The sequence below is a fragment of the Kribbella sp. ALI-6-A genome (assembly GCF_001984195.1).
Classification (GTDB): Bacteria; Actinomycetota; Actinomycetes; order Propionibacteriales; family Kribbellaceae; genus Kribbella.
In genome coordinates this window covers 414,751-432,630 of record NZ_MTQN01000011.1, presented here as the reverse complement: position 1 = coordinate 432,630, position 17,880 = coordinate 414,751, and the positions used below count along the sequence as shown (strand labels likewise).

Below are 17,880 nucleotides of genomic sequence, written 5' to 3'. Positions count from 1 at the left end.
GTGTCGGGCGGGTTAGAGGGGTGAGTGAAGATGGGGCCGTGGATGCTCGGGCGGTGGTGGTTGTCGGTGGCGGGATCAGTGGGCTGGCTGCGGCGTACGCGTTGGCGACCGGGCCCAACCCGCCGCGGATCACGGTGCTCGAGGGCTCGCCCCGGCTCGGCGGGAAGCTGGCCGGTGACGTGCTCGAAGGGGTGCCGGTCGATCTCGGCGCGGAGTCGGTGCTGGCGCGGCGGCCGGAGGCGGTCGAGCTGATCAAGGCGGTCGGGCTGGGGGAGGAGATCGTCCATCCGGCGACCACCTCCGCCGGGCTGTGGGTGGGTGACCGGATCCGGGCGATTCCGCCGACGGTGATGGGGGTGCCGGTCGACCCGGCCGAGACCGTGGACGTGCTCGGCGAAGAGGCGGCCGCGCGGGTTGCCCGTGAGCGCGAACTGTCGGCGCCCGCCCTGACCGAGGACGTGGCGATCGGCCGGTACGTCGCGGAGCGGATGGGCCCGGCGGTGACCAGCAAGCTGATCGACCCGTTGCTCGGTGGGGTGTACGCCGGGCGCGCCGAGGAGATCTCGCTGGCGGCCGCTGTGCCCGAGTTGTACGCGAAGCTGAAGACCGCGCCGAGTCTGCTGGCCGCGACGGCGGAGATGCGGGCGACCAGCCAGCGGCGGGCCTCGGACGGTTCGCCGGTCTTCGCCGGGATCCGCGGCGGGATCAACCGGCTGATCCAGGCGCTGGAGGCCGACCTCACCGCGCGTGGGGTGGAGATCCGGAGGTCGACGACCGTACGCCGGATCACCCGGACGGCTGACACTGGCACTGTAGGCGGCCACTTCGTACTGGAGACCGGACCCGTCCCGGCGCCGCAGCTGATCCATGCCGACGCGGTGATCCTCGCGACGCCCGCAACCCCCGCGGCCCGCATGCTGGCCGATTTGGTGCCCACGGCATCGACCGAGCTCGCGGCGATCGACTACGCGAGCATGGCGATCGTCACGCTCGCGGTGCGCAAGACCGACTGGCCGGCCGGCGCGACCGGCTCCGGATTCCTCGTGCCCTCCGACGAAGGCCGCACGATCAAAGCGGCGACGTACTCACACGCCAAGTGGCAATGGTCGTCCGAAGCAGGCGGCGAGCTCGCCGTACTACGAACGTCGGTGGGACGGCTCGGCGAGGAGTACGTGCTGCAGCGGTCCGACGAAGAGCTGACCGCGCTCGCGATCGCCGACCTGCGCACGGCGATCGGGCTCGACGCGCCGGTGGCCGGTTCGCTGGTGACCCGCTGGGGCGGCGCGCTTCCGCAGTACGCCGTCGGCCATCTGGGCCGGGTCGACCGGGTCGAGGCGGCCGTCGCCGATGAGGCCGGACTCGCGGTCTGCGGAGCGGCGTACCGGGGGGTGGGAATCGCGGCCTGTGTCGCCTCGGGGGCTCAGGCGGCAACCCGGGTGCGAACCCACCTGGACGCATTGGCGACAATGGCCAGGTGACCGACACGCCTGCAGCACCCGAGAGCGCCACGCCCGCGAAGTCGAAGGCCCGCGAGCTGAACAACGTGATCCGCTACACGATGTGGTCCGTCTTCAAGGTGGAGACCCCGCTGGGAGACACGGACCGCGACGAGCTGACCGCTGAGCTGACCGACCTGGTCGGCAAGCTGGCGGCCGACGACGTGGTGATCCGCGGCTGGTACGACGTGGAGGGCTTCCGCGCCGACGCCGACTTCCTGCTCTGGTGGCACGCGCCGTCGTCCGACGCGCTGCAGAAGGCCTACCACGCGCTGCGCCGGTCGCGGCTCGGGCGGCACCTGGCGCCGGTCTGGTCCCAGCTCGCGCTGCACCGGCCGGCCGAGTTCAACAAGAGCCACATCCCGGCGTTCCTGGCCGACGAGGAGGCGCGGGCCTACGTCTGCGTGTACCCGTTCGTCCGGTCCTACGAGTGGTACCTGCTGCCCGACGAGGAGCGCCGGCACATGCTCGCCGAGCACGGCAAGATGGCCCGCGGCTACCCCGACGTCCGGGCCAACACGGTGGCGTCGTTCGCGCTCGGCGACTACGAGTGGATGCTGGCCTTCGAGGCCGACGAGCTGTACCGGATGGTCGACCTGATGCGCGACCTGCGCGCCTCGACGGCCCGGCGGCACGTGCGCGAGGAAGTCCCGTTCTACACCGGCAAGCGGACAGAGCTCGGCGAGCTGGTCGCCAACTTCGCCTGACATGGAACACAAAGCGTTCCCCGTCCTGTACGTCGGCAACATGCGGCGCTCGGTCGAGTTCTACACGCTGCTGGGCTACGAGCAGACGTACCAGTTCCCGCTCGAGGGCGACCCGCACTACGTCGGCCTCGAGCGGGGCGAGTCGTCGCTCGGCCTGACCCACACCAGCTGGCCCGAGGCGCAACTCGGCATCACCGTCGGCACGGCGCCGCGCTTCGAGCTGTTCCTGTACGTCGACAACGTCGAGACCCAGATCGAGACGCTGCGCGCGGCCGGCTACCAGATCGTCCAGGAACCGGCCAACATGCCGTGGGGCGAGCGCCAGGCCTACGCCTTCGACCCCGACGGCAATCCAGTGGCCCTCGCCACTCCGATCTGAGATACGACAGACGAAAGGCCCGGCACTCGTCGAGTGCCGGGCCTTTCGGCGTTCAGGTGATCAGGCCTCGGACAGCGTCAGGCTGATCGAGTTGATGCAGTAGCGCAGGTCGGTCGGAGTGCCGTAGCCCTCGCCCTCGAAGACGTGGCCGAGGTGCGAGCCGCAGTTCGCGCAGCGGACCTCGACGCGCTTCATGCCGAGCGCGTGGTCTTCGATGTACTCCACCCGGTCCTCGGCCAGCGGTGCGAAGAACGACGGCCAGCCGCAGTGCGAGTCGAACTTGGTCTCGCTCCGGAACAGCTCCGCGTCGCACGCCCGGCACTTGTAGACGCCGACGGTCTTGGTGTCGGTGTACTCGCCGGTGAACGGCCGCTCGGTGCCGGCCTTGCGCAGGACCTGGTACTCCGCGGGGGACAGTTGCGCGCGCCACTCCTCGTCGGTCTTGTCGATCGCGTACTGCTTGGTGCCGTCGGTCACGGTGCCCGTACCTCCTCAAGGTCAAGGAGCCGGTTCCCCGGGGAAACCGGCTCCTCTTCATTATCGGCGGCCGGACAAGCGAAACCCCGCCCGGGGCCCCGGCGTCAGCGCCCCGTAATCACCGGTACCACGACGGCAGCGGGATCACCCGGACCACCTGCGGGTCGTGGTCGCTGATCTGGTCGGGGAACTCGGCGTTCATGTGCACCACGTCGTACGACGAGGCCGGCTGCAGGTTCCGCGACATCAGGATCTGGTCGAGGATCTGGCTGTTGCCCTCGAACACGTAGCTGTACCGCTCGTTGGCCGGCAGCGTGCGCGGCAGGGAGATCAGCGACGTCCGGCCCGAGCCGACCAGGATGTCGGTGGTGGTGCTGAACTCGAAGTCGTTGATGTCGCCGAGCACGATCACGTTCGCACCCCGGTCCTTGGCCAGGATCTGGTCGACGAAGCCGCGCACGGACTGCGCCTGGAGATGGCGCTTGACCGTGGAGGACTGCACCGGCGGCTGGATCCGGCCCCACAGCGGGTCGTCGCCGCCCTTGGAGCTGAAGTGGTTGACCACCACGAACAGGCTCTGACCGTGCCAGGTGAACTCGCCGGCCAGCGGGACGCGGGCCGCTTCCCAGGCCGGGTTGGCCGGGTCGACGCGGCCGGGCGACGCGCTCAGGTGCGGGCGGCCGAACCGGTCGGTGGTGATCGTGGTCGGGGTGGTCGAGCCGCCGCCGGCGCGTTCGACGAACTTCACCGGACGGTCGGTGCGGTACAGGAACGCGACGCGGATGTTGCCGCCCGGCTCACCGCCTTCCTTGCCGTCGACCGGGTCGATCTGGCGCCAGGCGTACTTCGGGCCGCCGGCCCGCTGGATCGCCGCCACCAGCGTGTTCAGCGTGACGTCCGCGGCGGTGATGCCCGAGTTCGTCGCGCCGTCGTTGTCCTGCACTTCTTCCAGCCCGATGATGTCCGGCGAGGCGAGGTTGCGCACCACCGCCTGGGCCAGCCCGTCGAACTTGGCGGTCCCGTCGGTCGGGTCGAGGTTTTCCACGTTGAACGTCGCCACCGAGACCTGCAGCGGGGACGACGGCTTGGTCTTCTCACGCTGCAACCCGCCGTCGACAACGGTCGGCGTCTGCGTGACCAGGAACTTGAAGTTGCCGAACCCGTAGTCCAGAACGCCGGTCACCGTCCCGGCGAGCGTGTCGCCGGTCTTCGCGTCCGGAATCGGCGCCAGTACGTCGTCCAGCAGCACCCGCTCGGGGTTGCTGTCGGTCTCCCGCAGCACGATCCCGCCGCGGATCGTCCGCAGGCCGGATCCGGCCGGAACCACCGACAGCTCGCGGAAGGAACTCGTCGGCCCGGTCACCTCCGGCTTGTCGATGCCGAGCCACATGCCTTCGAGCGACTCCCAGAAGTCGAGCCCGTCGGTGGCCGGCTGGAACGTGCCGGTGGTCTCGACGTCGCCGGCGGAGTCGTCGTCGATCACCGTGGACGGCGGAACGCGGCCGCCGGGCCCGACGATGGTCGGCGCGGGAACCGAGGCGCCCGAGGTGACGACGGTGACCGTGGCGTTGGTCAGCTCGGTGGTGGTGAGGTTGTCGGACCCGCCGGAGCCACCCGGACGGAACTCGGTGACGGTGCCCTGGACCGAGACCGCGTCGCCGACCGCGACCGTCGGGGCCGAGCTGGTGAAGACGAACAGGCCTTCACTGGTCGCCGGGTCGGCGTCCGGCTGGGTGTCCTGGAACCAGAAGCCGTTGCCGCTCTTCGCGGTGACCACTCCGGTGACGTCGCCGACGAGCTTGCCGCGCAGCGGGGACAGGTGCGCGGCGCCCTGGATGTCGTGGATCTTCGCCGGCAGCGGGTCCTCGGCCGGCGGCGCGGTGGTCAGCGTCTTGGGCGACGGGTTCACCGCTTCGAACTCGGTTGCGTTGTTGTCCGCATCCTTGGTCGGGTCCTTGCGAGTCGCCGACGTGGTGTTCGACAACCCGGGCGCCGCGGCGGTCTCGAAGTCGTTGGCCGAGCCGTAGCCGACGAAGTCGACAACTCCGGGCGCGGTCGCGCAGGCCGTCGTACAGGTCAGGCTGGTGGTCGACGTGACCAGCGCGATCTTGCCGGCCGAGGCGGACATGTTCACGCTGCCGGTCGCGTCGGGCGCGGGCATCGGCTGGCCGTTGGCGCCGCCGGACGCGCCCTGCGCGAGGTAGACGCCACCGGGCGCGATCGTGCCGGACAGGGTGATCTTGTTCGCCCAGGAGACCCCGGCGGACGATGCGTACTGGATCGACCAGCCGGTCAGGTCGACCGGTGCGCTGCTGTTGTTGGTCAGCTCGACGAAGTCGTTCGTGTAGGCCGCGCCGGAGTTGCCGCCACCGCCGTACACCTCGGTGATGACCACGGTGGACGAGGCGGCCTGCGCCGGGGCGGCCGCGATCGCGGCGACGCCCGGCAGGAGAAGAATGGGTGTGATCACGAGGGCGCCCAGGCGGCGCCGTGATCGGTTCTGGGCAGACATGAGCCGGATTCTCACACCCGGATCCGACCCCGCCAAGGCCCAGGACGTGAACTCCTGACGATGCCCCGAATGCGAGGGTGATCATGCGCGGAAGTCAGGGGTTCAGGGCGATCAGCCGATGGATTTCGAGCGGTTCGGCCTTGCCCTTGAGGCTGATCGGGCCCAGCGACTCGGTCAGCGCGCCGGGCAGCAGTGCCTTGGTGGCCGGCCCGATCGCGACGCCTCCGCCGGGCGCCTTGCCCTCGATCCTGCTGGCGACGTTGACGGTGTCACCGATCACCGTGTGCGTCCGGCCACCCTCCGTGCCGAGCAGGCTGACCGACGCGATTCCGGTGTTGATCCCGACGCGGAACCGCGGCCAGTCCGGATGCCCGGCCCGCACCACCTCGGCCGCCTCCTGCAACGCCAGACCGGCGGCCGCCGCCAGCCGGGCGTGGTCGGGCTGGTCGCCGCGCTTGTTGAACGTGACCATCAACGCGTCCCCGATGATCCGGTCCACCTCGCCGCCGTGCCGCCCGACCACCGGTGGGACGACGTTCTCGAAGTACGTGTTCAGCATCGCGGTCACCTCACCGGGTTCGTGCTGCTCGGAGAACGTGGTGAACCCCTGCAGATCCGCGAACAGCACGGACAACTCCCGGCGCCCGGAGACCGTGTCCGCGACGTACAGGTCGGAGAACCGTTCCTCGTACCACTGGATCCGCACCCCGGCGACCACCAGCACGAACGCCGCGAGCAGCAGCAGGTGCCACTCCCACCACGACAGCGCCCAGTTCCGTGCGAACACCAGCGCGACCATCGCCTCGGCCAGCAGCACGAACGCCGACACCAGCGACAGCAGCATCAACGACGGACGCGCGGACCACATCCGCAGGTAGCGCGCGGCGGCGACGGCGTACAGCAGGACGGTCGGTACGGCGAGCGCGGTGAGGATGCCGTCGGCAACCTCCGGTACGGCGGTGTCGTGCAGTGGCGGAAGCCGGGTGATCGAGGCAACGGCCCACAGTGCCATCAGGACGAGGAGCGCGATCCGCAGCAGCCGGCCCCGGCGCACAGCCTTCACCGACCGCTGCCCCTCGAACGGCAAGCTCGACAGCACCGCGCAGACCGACCCGAGCGCGATCCCGACCGGGGTCGCGAGCACGAACCCGGCGTTCGGCGTACTGAGCAGGACGCCGGGGGTGGCCAACGCGTGCAACGCCAGGAATCCGGCCGCCGACAGGAACGCGAGCGACACCAGAAGCACCCGCGGATCGCCACGCCGCAGTGCCGCGGATCCCATCGCCTGAGCCAGTACGGCGCTGAGCGCGGCGGTCAGCAGGACCAGCCAAAAGTGCAACGGGTGGTGCTCCCAGTGCACGTCGAGCCCGGGCTCCCGCAGCAGCAGAGCCAGCGCGACCAGCGGGAGCAGCAGGACGGCGCCGGTCAGCACGACCATCGCCGCCGAGTACACGAACTTCGGCCGAGCCGGGGGAGCGTCAACCATCGGAGGCGGCTTGCTCCGCGATCCGTAGCGTTTTCAGGTGCTCGTGGACCTGTGACACGACGACGGATCCCTCGCCGACGGCGGACGCCACCCGCTTCACCGAGCCGCACCGGACGTCCCCGACCGCGAACAGCCCGGGCACCGTCGACTCGTAGGGCTGCGGAGCCCGGTCCGACCTCCACTGCTCCGACGCGGCCGCGTCCGCGCCGGCCTGCACGAACCCGTGAGCGTCCCGGCCGACCTCGGCCGGCAACCACCCGGTCCGCGGCTCGGCTCCGATCATCACGAACAACCCGTCGACGCCGACCACGTCCTGCGCGCCGGTCAGCCGGTCTCGCAGCGTGATGTGTTGCAACCGCCCGTCGCCGCCACCGTCGACGATCTCGCTGGACGGCCGGACCGCGATGTTCGGCGCCGCGTCGATCACGTCGATCAGGTACTGCGACATGCTCGCCGACAGGTCCGGCCCGCGAATCACCAACGTCACCTGCCGGCAGTACCGCGCCAGGTGTACGACGGCCTGCCCCGCGGAGTTGCCTCCGCCGACAACACAGGCGTCGAGGCCCGTGAGCCCGTGCGCTTCCGAGACGCTGGCGCCGTAGTACACACCCGCACCGGTCAACGCCTCCAGAGCCGGTACGCCGAGCCGCCGGTACGACACCCCGGTCGCCAGCACCACGGCCTTGGCCGACACCTCGCCGACGCCGTCGACCTCGGCCGTGAAGCCCGCCGGAGATCCGTTGCCCTTGGCATCGAGCCGGACGACCTCACGCATCAGCGCGAAGTGCGCGCCGAACACCCACGCCTGCTGGTAGCCGCGCTGGGCGAGCTCAGATCCGCTGATCCCACGGGAGAAGCCGAGGTAGTTGCGGATCAGCGAGCTGGTCCCGGCCTGACCGCCGATCGCCTCCCGCTCGACGACCAGCGTGCGCAGGCCTTCGGACGACGCGTAGACCGCGGTCGCGAGCCCGGCCGGTCCGCCGCCGATCACCAGTACGTCGAAGTCGCGCTGCCCGTCGTCCAGACCTGTCGGCACGCCCCAGGCCTCGGCGATCTCGACGTCGGTCGGGTCGTGCAGCACCGTGCCGCCGATGGCCGGCATCCACACCAGGACGCCGTCGCCCGGGTCCGGCTCGCCGATCTCCCGCAGCACGGCGTCCGCGAGCGGGCTGCCGCTCGGGCGGAAGGCACTCGGGATCCCGTTGCGCCCGAGCAGCGCCCGGATCGCATGCCCGCGGGCGGACCGGTCGTCGGCGATCACCACCACCTCGCGCAGGTTCGCGATCTCGTTGCGCGACCACTCCTGGACGAACTCGGCCACCGTCCGGTGGAACAGCTCGTCGTGCGCGATCCACGGCTTGAGCACGTAGTAGTTGATGTCGCCCTTCGACATCGCGGCCAGAATCGCCGCGGCCGTGTCCCGCTCGGCCCACGCGCCCCACGGGATCAGCAGCGCGCGCCGCGCATCAGGGTGCAGCGCCCGCGCTCGGGTCAGGACGGCGGACCGCTCGTCGGCCGGCAACGCGTGGTCGACCAGGACGACGGCGACCCGTTGCTCCAGCTCGTGCGCCAGTTCCAGGCACGACAGCGCGGCGGCGGCCGTCAGCTCGCCGCGCACCCGGAAGTCGACGCCGAAGCTGCGCTCCAGCTCGTTCTCGATCCGGTCCAGCCGCAACGGATCGCGGTCGACGACGAGCAGCAGCGGCCGCGCCTCGCGCAGGCTCGATTTCGCGCCGGGTTCCCCACCCATGCAATCGAAGGTAGATCCGCGCACCGGCCGCGGCAATGGTGAAAGCGTTTGATCACCGGGCCCTGTCCGCCCCAGTGGGACAGGGCCCGGTGACCAAGTCCAACGATCAGCTGACCACAACCAGGTCGCGGATCAGTTGCTGTCGGCGATCAGTTGACGCTCACCGCGGACCAGGCGGCGGCGACGGCGGCGCGCTCCGGGCTCGCGGCGCCGTACAGGTCGGTGGCCGCGTTGAGCGTCGCGGTCCGGGCCTGGGCGTAGTTGGTGCTCGTGGTCATGTATGTCGTCAGCGCCCGGTACCAGATCTTGCCGAGCTTCTCCTGGCCGATGCCGGTCACCGAGGTGCCGTTGCAGGTGGTCGAGTCGTGCGGCAGACCGCCGAACTCCTTCGGGCCGCTGCCCTCGGCCAGCAGGTACGCGAAGTGGTTCGCGACGCCGGAGGAGTAGTGCACGTCGAGGTTGCCGATGCCGGCGTACCAGCAGTCCTTGGACTGGCCGTCCCGGCTCGGCTTGTCCATGAACCGCAGGGCCGGGCGGTCCTTCATGATCTCCTCGCCGATGTAGTAGTCGCCGGGGTCGAAGCTGTTGCCGGCGGAGAACTCGACCAGCGTGCCGAAGATGTCGCTGGTGGCCTCGTTCAGGCCGCCGGACTCGCCGGAGTAGGTCAGGTTCGCGGTCGCGGTGGTGACGCCGTGCGACATCTCGTGCCCGGCCACGTCGATCGACACCAGCGGTCCGGCCACCACGCCGTCGCCGTCGCCGTAGGTCATCTGCTTGCCGTCCCAGAAGGCGTTCACGTAGTTGGTGCCGTAGTGCACCCGGCTCGGCACGCCCTTGCCGTCGTTGAAGATGCCGTTGCGGCCGTGCAGCAGCTTGAAGTAGTCGAACGTCTTCGCGGCGCCGTAATGGGCGTCGACGGCGGCCGAGGCGCGGTCGGTGTTCAGGCCGGTGCCCCAGCGGTTGTCCGCGTCGGTGAACCGGGTCGGCGTCGGGCAGCCGAAGCCGAACACCTGGCACAGGATCGAGTCGGTCTTGTTGTTCGCGTCGGCGGTGTAGCCGTTGCCGCGGGCCGGGTCGGTCAGCGTGAAGCCGCCGGTGGCCGGCGTGGTGTCGAGCGGCACTGTCCCGCTGTACAGGCTCTTGCCGTCGCCGCCGGCGGTGTGGATGTGCTGCTCGGTGACCAGCTTGGCGCCGGTGAGCGCGTCGACGGTCGTGGTCAGGTGGCTCGGGGTCCCGTCGGCCTGGGTGCCGGCGGTGGTGACCTGGTACGCCAGGCGGGGCGCACCCTTGCGGGCCTCGATCACCAGCGCCGGCTTGCCTTCGAGCTTGCCGCCGCCCGCGAGTGCCTTGGCGGTGGCACCGGCGACGGAGATCTTCGGCGTACGGGGGACGGTGGCCGGCTGGGTCAGGGTCAGGCTGACGTCCTTCCAGGCGCCGTCCTTGGCCTGGTGCACGACGACGTCGCCGCCGAGCACCTCGAGGCCGCCGACGCTGCGGTCCATCCGGACGTGGCTGGTGCCGTCGGGGTCGACGATCACGTGGCGGACGGCGAAGGTGTCGGCGCCGGTCGCGCGCAGGGGGCCGAGGTGCTGGCCGATCGCGGCCTTGGCCCGGGCGACCGCGGTGGCCGGGGACGGCGCGGGTTCCGCCTGCGGGGCGCCGGTGGCGGTTCCGGTGCCGAGACCGAGGGCGGTGGCGGTCGCGACTGCGGTGGCAGCGGCGAGAAGGGCGGATCTGTTCATCCTCGTGCTCCTTCAAGAGTGTCCCGGGGGCCTCACGCCCCGGGACGAGGTGCAGGAACGTTACCGCCCGGTCACCCAGGGTGGCCAGAGCTCGGGAAAGTTGTGTTTTCCGGCGGCGTCCGGCGGTTTTGGTCCGCGCCGGGCGGTAGCGTCGCGCCATGGCGGCGACCAAGGCAATCGAGCTCGAGATCGCGGGACGCACGGTCCGGGTGAGCAACCCCGACAAGCCGTACTTCGCGGACCGCGGGCTGACCAAGCTGGACATCGTGAACTACTTCGTCGCGGTCGGCGACGGCATTCTCGGCGCGCTCCGGGACCGGCCGACCACGCTGGAGCGCTGGCCGGGCGGCTGGTTCGAGGGCGCGAAACTGTCCACCCGGATGGACAACAAGGGCGACGCGTTCTACCAGAAGCGGGTCGCCAAGGGCGCGCCGGAGTGGGTCGAGACGGCGACCATCACGTTCCCCAGCGGCCGCCCCGCCGACGAGGTCTGCCCGACCGAGCTCGCCGTCGTCGCCTGGGCGGCCAACCTCGGCACCCTGACCTTCCACCCCTGGCCGGTACGCCGTCCGGAGCTCGACTCCCCGGACCAGCTGCGGATCGACCTGGACCCCCAGCCGGGCACGGACTTCAAGAGCGCGGTCGCGGTCGCGCCGGCGCTGCGCGAGTTGCTCGCCGAGCACGGCCTCGAAGGCTTTCCGAAGACGTCGGGCGGCCGCGGGCTGCACGTCTACGTGCCGATCGAGCCGCGCTGGGACTTCGTCCAGGCCCGCCGCGCGGTGATCGCGCTCGGCCGCGAACTGGCCCGCCGCCTGCCCGACCAGGTCACGGTCAACTGGTGGAAGGAAGAACGCGGCGAGCGCATCTTCATCGACTACAACCAGATGGCCCGCGACCGCACCATCGCCTCGGCGTACTCGATCCGGCCGAACGCCCGCGCCCGCGTCTCGGCCCCGCTGCGCTGGGAGGAGCTGGAGGACGTCGTACCGGACGACTTCGACGTACTGACCATGCCCGCCCGCTTCGCCGAGGTCGGCGACCTGCACGCCGCGGTCGGCGAGCAGGCCTTCTCCCTCGACTCCCTGCTCGAACTGTCCGCCAAGCACGAACGCGACCACGGCGAAGGCGACCTGCCCTACCCGCCGGAGTACCCGAAGATGCCCGGCGAGCCCAAACGAGTCCAACCCTCGAAGGACCGCGACCGCCCGAAGGACTAGACGCAGCCCGACAGGTTGTCGAAGAGGCCCGTGCGGAGCGCCTTGGTACGGGCGAAGGCGCCGCCTCGGTCCATCGACTCGGCTTCGTCGGTGAAGCCGGCGGCGACGATGGAGGTCAGTGCCTCGTCGAGGTCGCCGGGGGACAGGGGAGAGCGGGACAGGTCGTCGCCGGCCAGCGAGGCGATCCAGGCGCCGGTGAAGCAGTCGCGCTGGAGGCCGGCGTCCTGGCCGGAGGTCGGGAGGCCTGCCTGGCTCTGGCCGGCCTCGGCCCAGGCGTCGCTGAGAGTCGCGCCGGTGGCGAGGTCGCCGATCTGGTCGTGGGCGGCCAGCAGGCGCGGGGTGCTCCAGGCGATCGTCCTGGTGGCCGGGCAGTAGTCGGCGATCAGGCCCGCCGGATCCTCCGCGCCCGCACATTCCGGTACGTCGGTGCCGTCGTCCGGGCTGATCGCCGGCGACTGATACCTGCGGTCGTCGGCCAGGCGCGGCAAGATCGACGACCAGTACGCGTCGAGGCTGCTCGACAGAACCTGAACTGCCTCGGCGAACGGCAGATCACCACCGGACTCCGCCTCCGCCCGGGTACGGAACGGCAGCTCCGTGGTGACGACTCCCTCCGACGGCAGCTTCGCGCACTGGCTCGCGCCCTGCTCGTAGCCGGTCTGGAACGCGTTCACCCGGTCGAACCCGAGACCGTGTGCCTGCGGAGCGGTCGCCGCCCGGCCCGGCTGGTCCCGCAGCGTCAGGATGGTCGCGACGGCACTGTCCAACGCTCCGTCGGTCAGCTCCACCGAGTCCTCCGTCGAGGTCTCCGCGAAGCGGGTCCACGAGCCCGCGAAGCAGTCCGCCTGCAGTTCCTGCACGACCGAGGGCGCGTCGACCCCGACGCGGGCCTGAACGGCGTGCCCGAACTCGTGCGCGAGCACGATCGCCGGTGCGATGCCGCCGAACCGCTGCGCCAGCTGGGGGAAGAGCTCGGCGGCGTCCCACGCGATGTAGTCGTCGTCGGGAGCCCCGCAGTAGAAGGCGTTGCCGCGCAGGTCGTCGTACGTCTGCCGCTGCCCGCCGCAGCTGAACGGCTCGCTGTCCGGCGTCTTCGGCTGGAATCCACCCGCCAACGGCTGAAGATCCTGCTGATAGACCTTCGGCAGCTCCTTGGACCAGTAGCTGATCAAGCTCTGCTGAGCAGCGCCCACGACGTCGCCCGACTCCGGTGTGGCCCGGCCGAGCCGATGCTGTCCGAGCGGGTCGTCGTCCGGGCGCCGGATGTCCACGACCGCGATCGCCGCCGCCAGCGCCAGGACAACGGCAATCAGCACCAGAGCAGTTGCCGCACCTCGCTGGTTCTGGTCCACCGGTCGCTCCTTCCGCCCACGCGTAGCGGAGGTACCCCGGCGAACCCTCCGCAACCCGGTACGGCGTCGCTCAGATGGTGCGCAGCGCTCCGCCGTCGACCGGGATCATCACGCCGGTCAGGTACGACGCCGCGGGCGACAGCACGAACGCGGCGACCCGGCCGAACTCCTCCGGCGTGCCGTACCGGCGCAGCGGAATCGTCTTCTCGGCCGAACGGCGGGTGGCGTCCGGGTCCCCGCCCTTGGAGTCGAGCTCGCGGACCCGGTCGGTGGCGATCTTGCCGGGCATCAGGCCGTTCACGCGGACGCCGTTCGGGCCGAGCTCGTCGGCCAGGGTCTTGGCGACCATCGCCAGGCCGGGACGCAGCCCGTTGGAGATGGCCAGACCGGGAATCGGGGAGCGCACCGACGACGACAGCACGAACGCCAGCGACGTCCCCTCGGCACCGGCCCGGGCAACCGAGCGGGCGATCCGCAGGCCGCCGAGGAACACGCTGTCGAACGCCGCCCGCCAGTCGTCCTCGTCGGTGTCGAGCGCCGTACCGGGGCGGGGTCCGCCGACGCTGATCAGCGCGCCGTGCAGAGCGCCCCACTTGGCGATCGCGGTGGCGGCCAGCCGCTCGGCGCTTTCGGGATCGGCGTTGTCCACCGGGATGCCGACCACGTTCTCACCGAGCTCGGCGGCGGCCCGCGCGATCGACTGCTCGCTGCGGCTGGAGATCACCAGGTTGGCGCCTTCGGCGGCCAGTACTCGCGCGGTGGCCAGACCGAGCCCGCCGCTGGCGCCGGTGACGATGTAGGTGCGATCGCGAAGTCCGAGGTCCACGGCCACCATCCTGCCGTACTCCGCCACGGCCCGCTGAGCCGCGCGCCGCCGGAGCGGCGTCCCGTCTCAGCTGATGAACGCGGGTCTCATCGCGAGCCGCCCGTGCCCAGCAGCCTCCCGGGCTACTGGTCCGGCGGCCGAGGTGAACCGTCCGACACGCCGACGGCGCTGGCCGGACGGTTGCGATCGGCAACGTCGGGATCGCCGACGGCTTCGGCCGCGTCCTTGTCCTGCAGGTCCTGGCGGGAGAAGTAGACCAGCCCACCGATCGCGAGCAGCGCGAAGAAGAACCACTGCAACGCGTAGAAGAAGTGCGGCCCGTCGTCGATCTCCGGGCCGGGGAACTTGCCGAACGCCGGATCCGCGGCGGGCTGCTGCTGGTCGACGGTGAGATAGCCGTCGTACAACTTCAGGCCCAGCGCGCTCGCGTAGTCCGGACCGTTGATCAGGCGCGCGGTGCCATCGACCGGCGTACCGCCGCTGGTGTGGCCACCGTGCTCGCTGCGCCGTAGCCGGCCGGTCACCGTCACCTCACCGGACGGTACGGGCGGAATCGTCGACGGCGCGAGTTCGGCACCTTGCCGGGCCAGGAAGCCGCGGTCGACCAGCACCGCAGTCCCGTCCGCGAGCACGAGCGGGGTGACGATCTCGAAGCCGGGCCGGTCCTTCACGTTGCGGTAGCGCACGACGATCTGCTTGCTCGCGTCGTACCTGCCGGTGACCACCGCGGTCCGCCAGTCGTGCTGCTCGCCGACCACGTGGTCCGCGCCGACGATCTCCGCCAGCGGCGCCGGGGGAGCGGCCAGGTTGCTGCTGGTGACGTGGTTGCGCGCCTCCCGCTCGTCCAGCCGGTGCAGCTGCCAGCGGCCCAGCTGAACGCAGGCTCCGGCCAGGATCACGATCACCAACGCGGAGCCGATCCACCGGGAAGTCATCAAACGACGCACGTCTCGAACTTAGGCCATCACCCGAAACACCTCGCGGCCGCCCACGGCACCGTACCCTGGACACGTGACCACGACACCGCAGCTGGGCCTGGCCGACAACTACGGCCGGGTCGCCACCGACCTCAGGGTCTCCCTGACGGACCGATGCAACCTGCGCTGCACCTATTGCATGCCCGAGGAGGGCCTCGACTGGCTCGCCAAACCCGAGCTGCTCACCGACGACGAGATCGTCCGGCTGGTCTCGGTCGCGGTCACCCACCTCGGCGTCGACGAGATCCGGTTCACCGGCGGCGAGCCGCTGCTGCGCCGTGGCCTGGTCGGCATCGTCGACCGTACGACGAACCTGCTGCCCCGGCCGCAGGTCTCACTGACCACCAACGGCATCGGCCTGGCCCGTCAGGCCGAGGCGCTGCGCGCGGCCGGCCTGGACCGGGTGAACGTGAGCCTCGACACCGTCCGGCAGGACACCTTCGAGCAGCTGACCCGGCGTGACCGGCTCAAGGACGTGCTGGCCGGCCTCGCCGCGGCGCACGCCGCCGGACTGGCCCCGGTCAAGGTCAACGCCGTGCTGATGCGGGGTGTCAACGACGACCAGGCGCCCGAGCTGCTGCAGTTCTGCCTGGACCACGGCTACGAGCTGCGGTTCATCGAGCAGATGCCGCTGGACGCCCAGCACGGCTGGGACCGGTCGACGATGATCACCGCCGACGAGATCCTCGAGAAGCTCAGCGACCGGTTCGGCCTGGAGCCGACCGACGCGGCGACCCGTGGCAGCGCGCCGGCGGAGTCGTTCACGGTGCACGGCGGCCCGCAGACGGTCGGCATCATCGCCAGCGTCACGCGCCCGTTCTGCGGGGACTGCGACCGGGTCCGCCTGACCGCGGACGGTCAGGTCCGCGACTGCCTGTTCGCCCGGACCGAGTCGGACCTGCGGACGGCACTGCGCGGCGGCGCCTCCGACGAGGAACTGGCCGACCGCTGGCGCACCGCGATGCGCGGCAAACTGCCCGGCCACGGCATCGCCGATCCGTCCTTCCTTCAGCCCGCCCGGCCGATGTCGGCCATCGGCGGTTGATACACCGCCGTGCGAATCTGAACCGGAAATTTACTTTTTCACCCTGAATGCCGGCCGGAGTTGTTCTCAGCCGGTGAAAGGCTCGACCTCGCGCAGGAAAGAGCGGGCGCCGAGGAAGTCGCTCAACGACTGCTTGTGCTCGTCACAGGCCAGCCACGTCTTCCGCCGTTCGGCGGTGTGGATCTTCGGGTTGTTCCAGCGCAGCGCCCAGCGCGCCGGAGCGCCACATCCTCTTGCAGAGCAGACGGAGGCCGGTGCTTCTTCAGTCATGCGGAATTGTTCCTGACCACTCAATTATCAAAAGCCTGGGCAAAATGAAGCGACGTCGGACAGCCACGGGGGGAGCCGTCCGACGCCGCATCAAGTCCCTGAATTTCATCCGTGAACTTCAGAGCACGCGGGAGATTCTGACACGGATCCGGTGGCAGAATCCAGTCCCGGCCGAGATCACTTTTCGGTGTCGTCACGCAACTGCTGATCGGGCACGTATTCGCCCTGCACCACCGGTCCAGGCCGGTCGGTGAGTTGCGGCCGCGGCGGCGCGTCGTACGGGTCGGCGCCGGCCAGTGTGCGCTTTTGCTTGGCATTGGCGAAAACCACCGCGACCGACGGCAGAAACACCGCGCCGACCAGCAGGATCCAGCGCCACGGCGATGGGGCGATCACCGCGGCGACGAAGCAGACGACCCGCAGCGACATCATCCACGCGTAGCGCGCGATCCGGCTGTCCAGGTCCTCGGAGTGGCCCGGCTGGGCACTGGTCACCGAGATGACCGAATCGCTGTCGGTCTCACGTCGTCTGGGCATCTATTCTCCTCACCAATGACAACGGTACGCCGCCGTACCAGCGGCGCCGCAGCCAGCTGTGAAGGAGAGCACGATGACAGATCGCACCTACCGGGTGACCGAGCTCGTCGGCACGTCCAAGGAGGGCGTCGACGCGGCGATCCAGAACGCCATCGGCCGGGCCGGCGAGACCCTGCGGCACCTGGACTGGTTCGAGGTGACCCAGATCCGCGGGCACATCGTCGACAACCAGATCGACCACTACCAGGTCGGGCTGAAGGTCGGTTTCCGCCTCGAGGACGCCTGAGCAGTACGCCGTACGCCGCTCCCGTGCCCGCCCGGTTCGCGGCCGGGCCGGGGGCGGGCGATAGCGTTCGTGCCGCAGCAGCGGTTCACCTAGTGAGGAGAAGTGTTCGTGGCTAGATCGGTACTCGTCACCGGCGGCAACCGGGGCATCGGCTTTGCCATCGCCACCGCGTTCAAGGAGGCCGGCGACAACGTCGCGGTCACCTACCGCAGCGGTGAGCCACCGGCCGGATTCCTCGGTGTGAAGTGCGACGTCACCGACACCGAGCAGGTGGAGGCGGCGTTCGAGACGATCCAGGCCGAGCAGGGCCCGGTCGAGGTGCTGATCGCCAACGCCGGCATCACCAAGGACACGCTGCTGCTGCGGATGTCCGACGACGACTGGGACGCGGTCATCCAGACCAACCTGACCGGGTCGTTCAAGGTCGCCAAGCGGGCCGCCAAGGGCATGCTGCGGCTGCGCAAGGGCCGGATCGTGTTCATCTCCTCGGTGGTCGGCACGCTCGGCTCGCCCGGCCAGGTGAACTACGCGGCCAGCAAGTCCGGCATGATCGGCATGGCCCGCTCGATGGCTCGCGAACTGGGCAGCCGCGGCATCACCACCAACGTCGTCGCGCCGGGATTCGTCGAGACCGACATGACCGCCGTCCTGCCGGAGGAGACCCAGAAGCAGTACCTGGGCCAGATCCCGCTCGGCCGGTTCGGCCTGACCACCGAGATCGCGAACGCCGTGCGCTGGATCGCCTCCGAGGAGGCCGGCTACATCACCGGCGCGGTGATTCCGGTCGACGGCGGCATCGGCATGGGCCACTGATCACCAAC

General features: G+C 70.4%; 17 protein-coding genes. 7 read left to right on the top strand and 10 right to left on the bottom strand.

Going from position 1 to position 17,880, the window contains the following annotated elements; translation table 11 throughout:
• The first annotated feature begins 38 nt into the window (after positions 1-38).
• The 3 genes from hemG to BWI15_RS22590 are packed head-to-tail and all read left to right on the top strand — an operon-like array spanning position 39 to position 2,582.
• Positions 39-1,478, top strand: a complete 1,440-nt coding sequence (hemG, locus tag BWI15_RS22600) for a protoporphyrinogen oxidase (RefSeq protein WP_077016463.1) — start codon at positions 39-41, stop codon at positions 1,476-1,478.
• Positions 1,475-2,203: a hydrogen peroxide-dependent heme synthase gene (gene hemQ, locus BWI15_RS22595; protein ID WP_077016462.1), complete on the top strand. Its 729-nt coding sequence runs from the start codon at positions 1,475-1,477 to the stop codon at positions 2,201-2,203. Before hemG ends, hemQ begins: the two co-directional genes overlap by 4 nt.
• 1 nt (position 2,204) lies before the next feature.
• Complete coding sequence (locus BWI15_RS22590) at positions 2,205-2,582, top strand: VOC family protein (RefSeq protein ID WP_077016461.1); 378 nt, start codon at positions 2,205-2,207, stop codon at positions 2,580-2,582.
• Positions 2,583-2,642: 60 nt separating this feature from the next.
• On the opposite strand, the gene msrB is transcribed toward BWI15_RS22590, so the two are convergent.
• From msrB to BWI15_RS22565, 5 genes are all read right to left on the bottom strand, one after another.
• Positions 2,643-3,059 (bottom strand): peptide-methionine (R)-S-oxide reductase MsrB, encoded by a 417-nt coding sequence (msrB, locus tag BWI15_RS22585; protein WP_077016460.1) that lies wholly within the window; start codon positions 3,057-3,059, stop codon positions 2,643-2,645.
• A 118-nt stretch (positions 3,060-3,177) separates the two neighbouring features.
• Positions 3,178-5,571 carry a lamin tail domain-containing protein gene (locus BWI15_RS22580; RefSeq protein WP_077016459.1) on the bottom strand — a complete coding sequence of 798 codons (2,394 nt, stop codon included), beginning with the start codon at positions 5,569-5,571 and terminating at the stop codon, positions 3,178-3,180.
• A 94-nt stretch (positions 5,572-5,665) separates the two neighbouring features.
• Positions 5,666-7,057: an adenylate/guanylate cyclase domain-containing protein gene (locus tag BWI15_RS22575; RefSeq protein WP_077016458.1), complete on the bottom strand. Its 1,392-nt coding sequence runs from the start codon at positions 7,055-7,057 to the stop codon at positions 5,666-5,668.
• Positions 7,050-8,807, bottom strand: a complete 1,758-nt coding sequence (locus BWI15_RS22570) for an FAD-dependent oxidoreductase (RefSeq protein WP_077016457.1) — start codon at positions 8,805-8,807, stop codon at positions 7,050-7,052. Before BWI15_RS22570 ends, BWI15_RS22575 begins: the two co-directional genes overlap by 8 nt.
• A 149-nt stretch (positions 8,808-8,956) precedes the next feature.
• Positions 8,957-10,549 (bottom strand): M4 family metallopeptidase, encoded by a 1,593-nt coding sequence (locus BWI15_RS22565; RefSeq protein ID WP_077016456.1) that lies wholly within the window; start codon positions 10,547-10,549, stop codon positions 8,957-8,959.
• Positions 10,550-10,707: 158 nt separating this feature from the next.
• Between BWI15_RS22565 and ligD the strand changes: the two genes are divergently transcribed.
• Positions 10,708-11,766, top strand: a complete 1,059-nt coding sequence (gene ligD / locus BWI15_RS22560) for a non-homologous end-joining DNA ligase (protein ID WP_077016455.1) — start codon at positions 10,708-10,710, stop codon at positions 11,764-11,766.
• Here ligD and BWI15_RS22555 read toward each other — a convergent pair.
• The 3 genes from BWI15_RS22555 to BWI15_RS22545 all read right to left on the bottom strand — a co-directional run bounded on the left by BWI15_RS22555 (position 11,763) and on the right by BWI15_RS22545 (position 14,879).
• Positions 11,763-13,118, bottom strand: a complete 1,356-nt coding sequence (locus tag BWI15_RS22555; protein ID WP_077016454.1) for a neutral zinc metallopeptidase — start codon at positions 13,116-13,118, stop codon at positions 11,763-11,765. The two genes, ligD and BWI15_RS22555, sit on opposite strands and share 4 nt — an antisense overlap.
• A 70-nt stretch (positions 13,119-13,188) precedes the next feature.
• Positions 13,189-13,953: an SDR family oxidoreductase gene (locus BWI15_RS22550; protein WP_237771408.1), complete on the bottom strand. Its 765-nt coding sequence runs from the start codon at positions 13,951-13,953 to the stop codon at positions 13,189-13,191.
• Positions 13,954-14,066: 113 nt separating this feature from the next.
• Positions 14,067-14,879 carry an SURF1 family cytochrome oxidase biogenesis protein gene (locus BWI15_RS22545; protein WP_083750940.1) on the bottom strand — a complete coding sequence of 271 codons (813 nt, stop codon included), beginning with the start codon at positions 14,877-14,879 and terminating at the stop codon, positions 14,067-14,069.
• A 76-nt stretch (positions 14,880-14,955) separates the two neighbouring features.
• On the opposite strand from BWI15_RS22545, the gene moaA reads away from it, so the two are divergent.
• On the top strand, positions 14,956-15,966 hold the full coding sequence (gene moaA, locus BWI15_RS22540) for a GTP 3',8-cyclase MoaA (protein ID WP_193432182.1): 1,011 nt from the start codon (positions 14,956-14,958) through the stop codon (positions 15,964-15,966).
• 66 nt (positions 15,967-16,032) lie between these two features.
• Here moaA and BWI15_RS22535 read toward each other — a convergent pair whose 3' ends face one another.
• Entirely contained in the window at positions 16,033-16,236 is a 204-nt protein-coding gene (locus BWI15_RS22535) for a hypothetical protein (protein ID WP_077016453.1), read from the bottom strand.
• A gap of 177 nt (positions 16,237-16,413) precedes the next feature.
• Complete coding sequence (locus BWI15_RS22530; RefSeq protein WP_077016452.1) at positions 16,414-16,773, bottom strand: DUF3099 domain-containing protein; 360 nt, start codon at positions 16,771-16,773, stop codon at positions 16,414-16,416.
• Positions 16,774-16,846: 73 nt separating this feature from the next.
• Between BWI15_RS22530 and BWI15_RS22525 the strand changes: the two genes are divergently transcribed.
• Both BWI15_RS22525 and fabG read left to right on the top strand, forming a co-directional pair.
• Positions 16,847-17,059, top strand: coding sequence for a dodecin (locus BWI15_RS22525; protein ID WP_077016451.1), 213 nt, complete (start codon positions 16,847-16,849; stop codon positions 17,057-17,059).
• 108 nt (positions 17,060-17,167) lie between these two features.
• Positions 17,168-17,872 (top strand): 3-oxoacyl-[acyl-carrier-protein] reductase, encoded by a 705-nt coding sequence (gene fabG / locus BWI15_RS22520; protein WP_077017204.1) that lies wholly within the window; start codon positions 17,168-17,170, stop codon positions 17,870-17,872.
• Positions 17,873-17,880 lie beyond the last annotated feature (8 nt).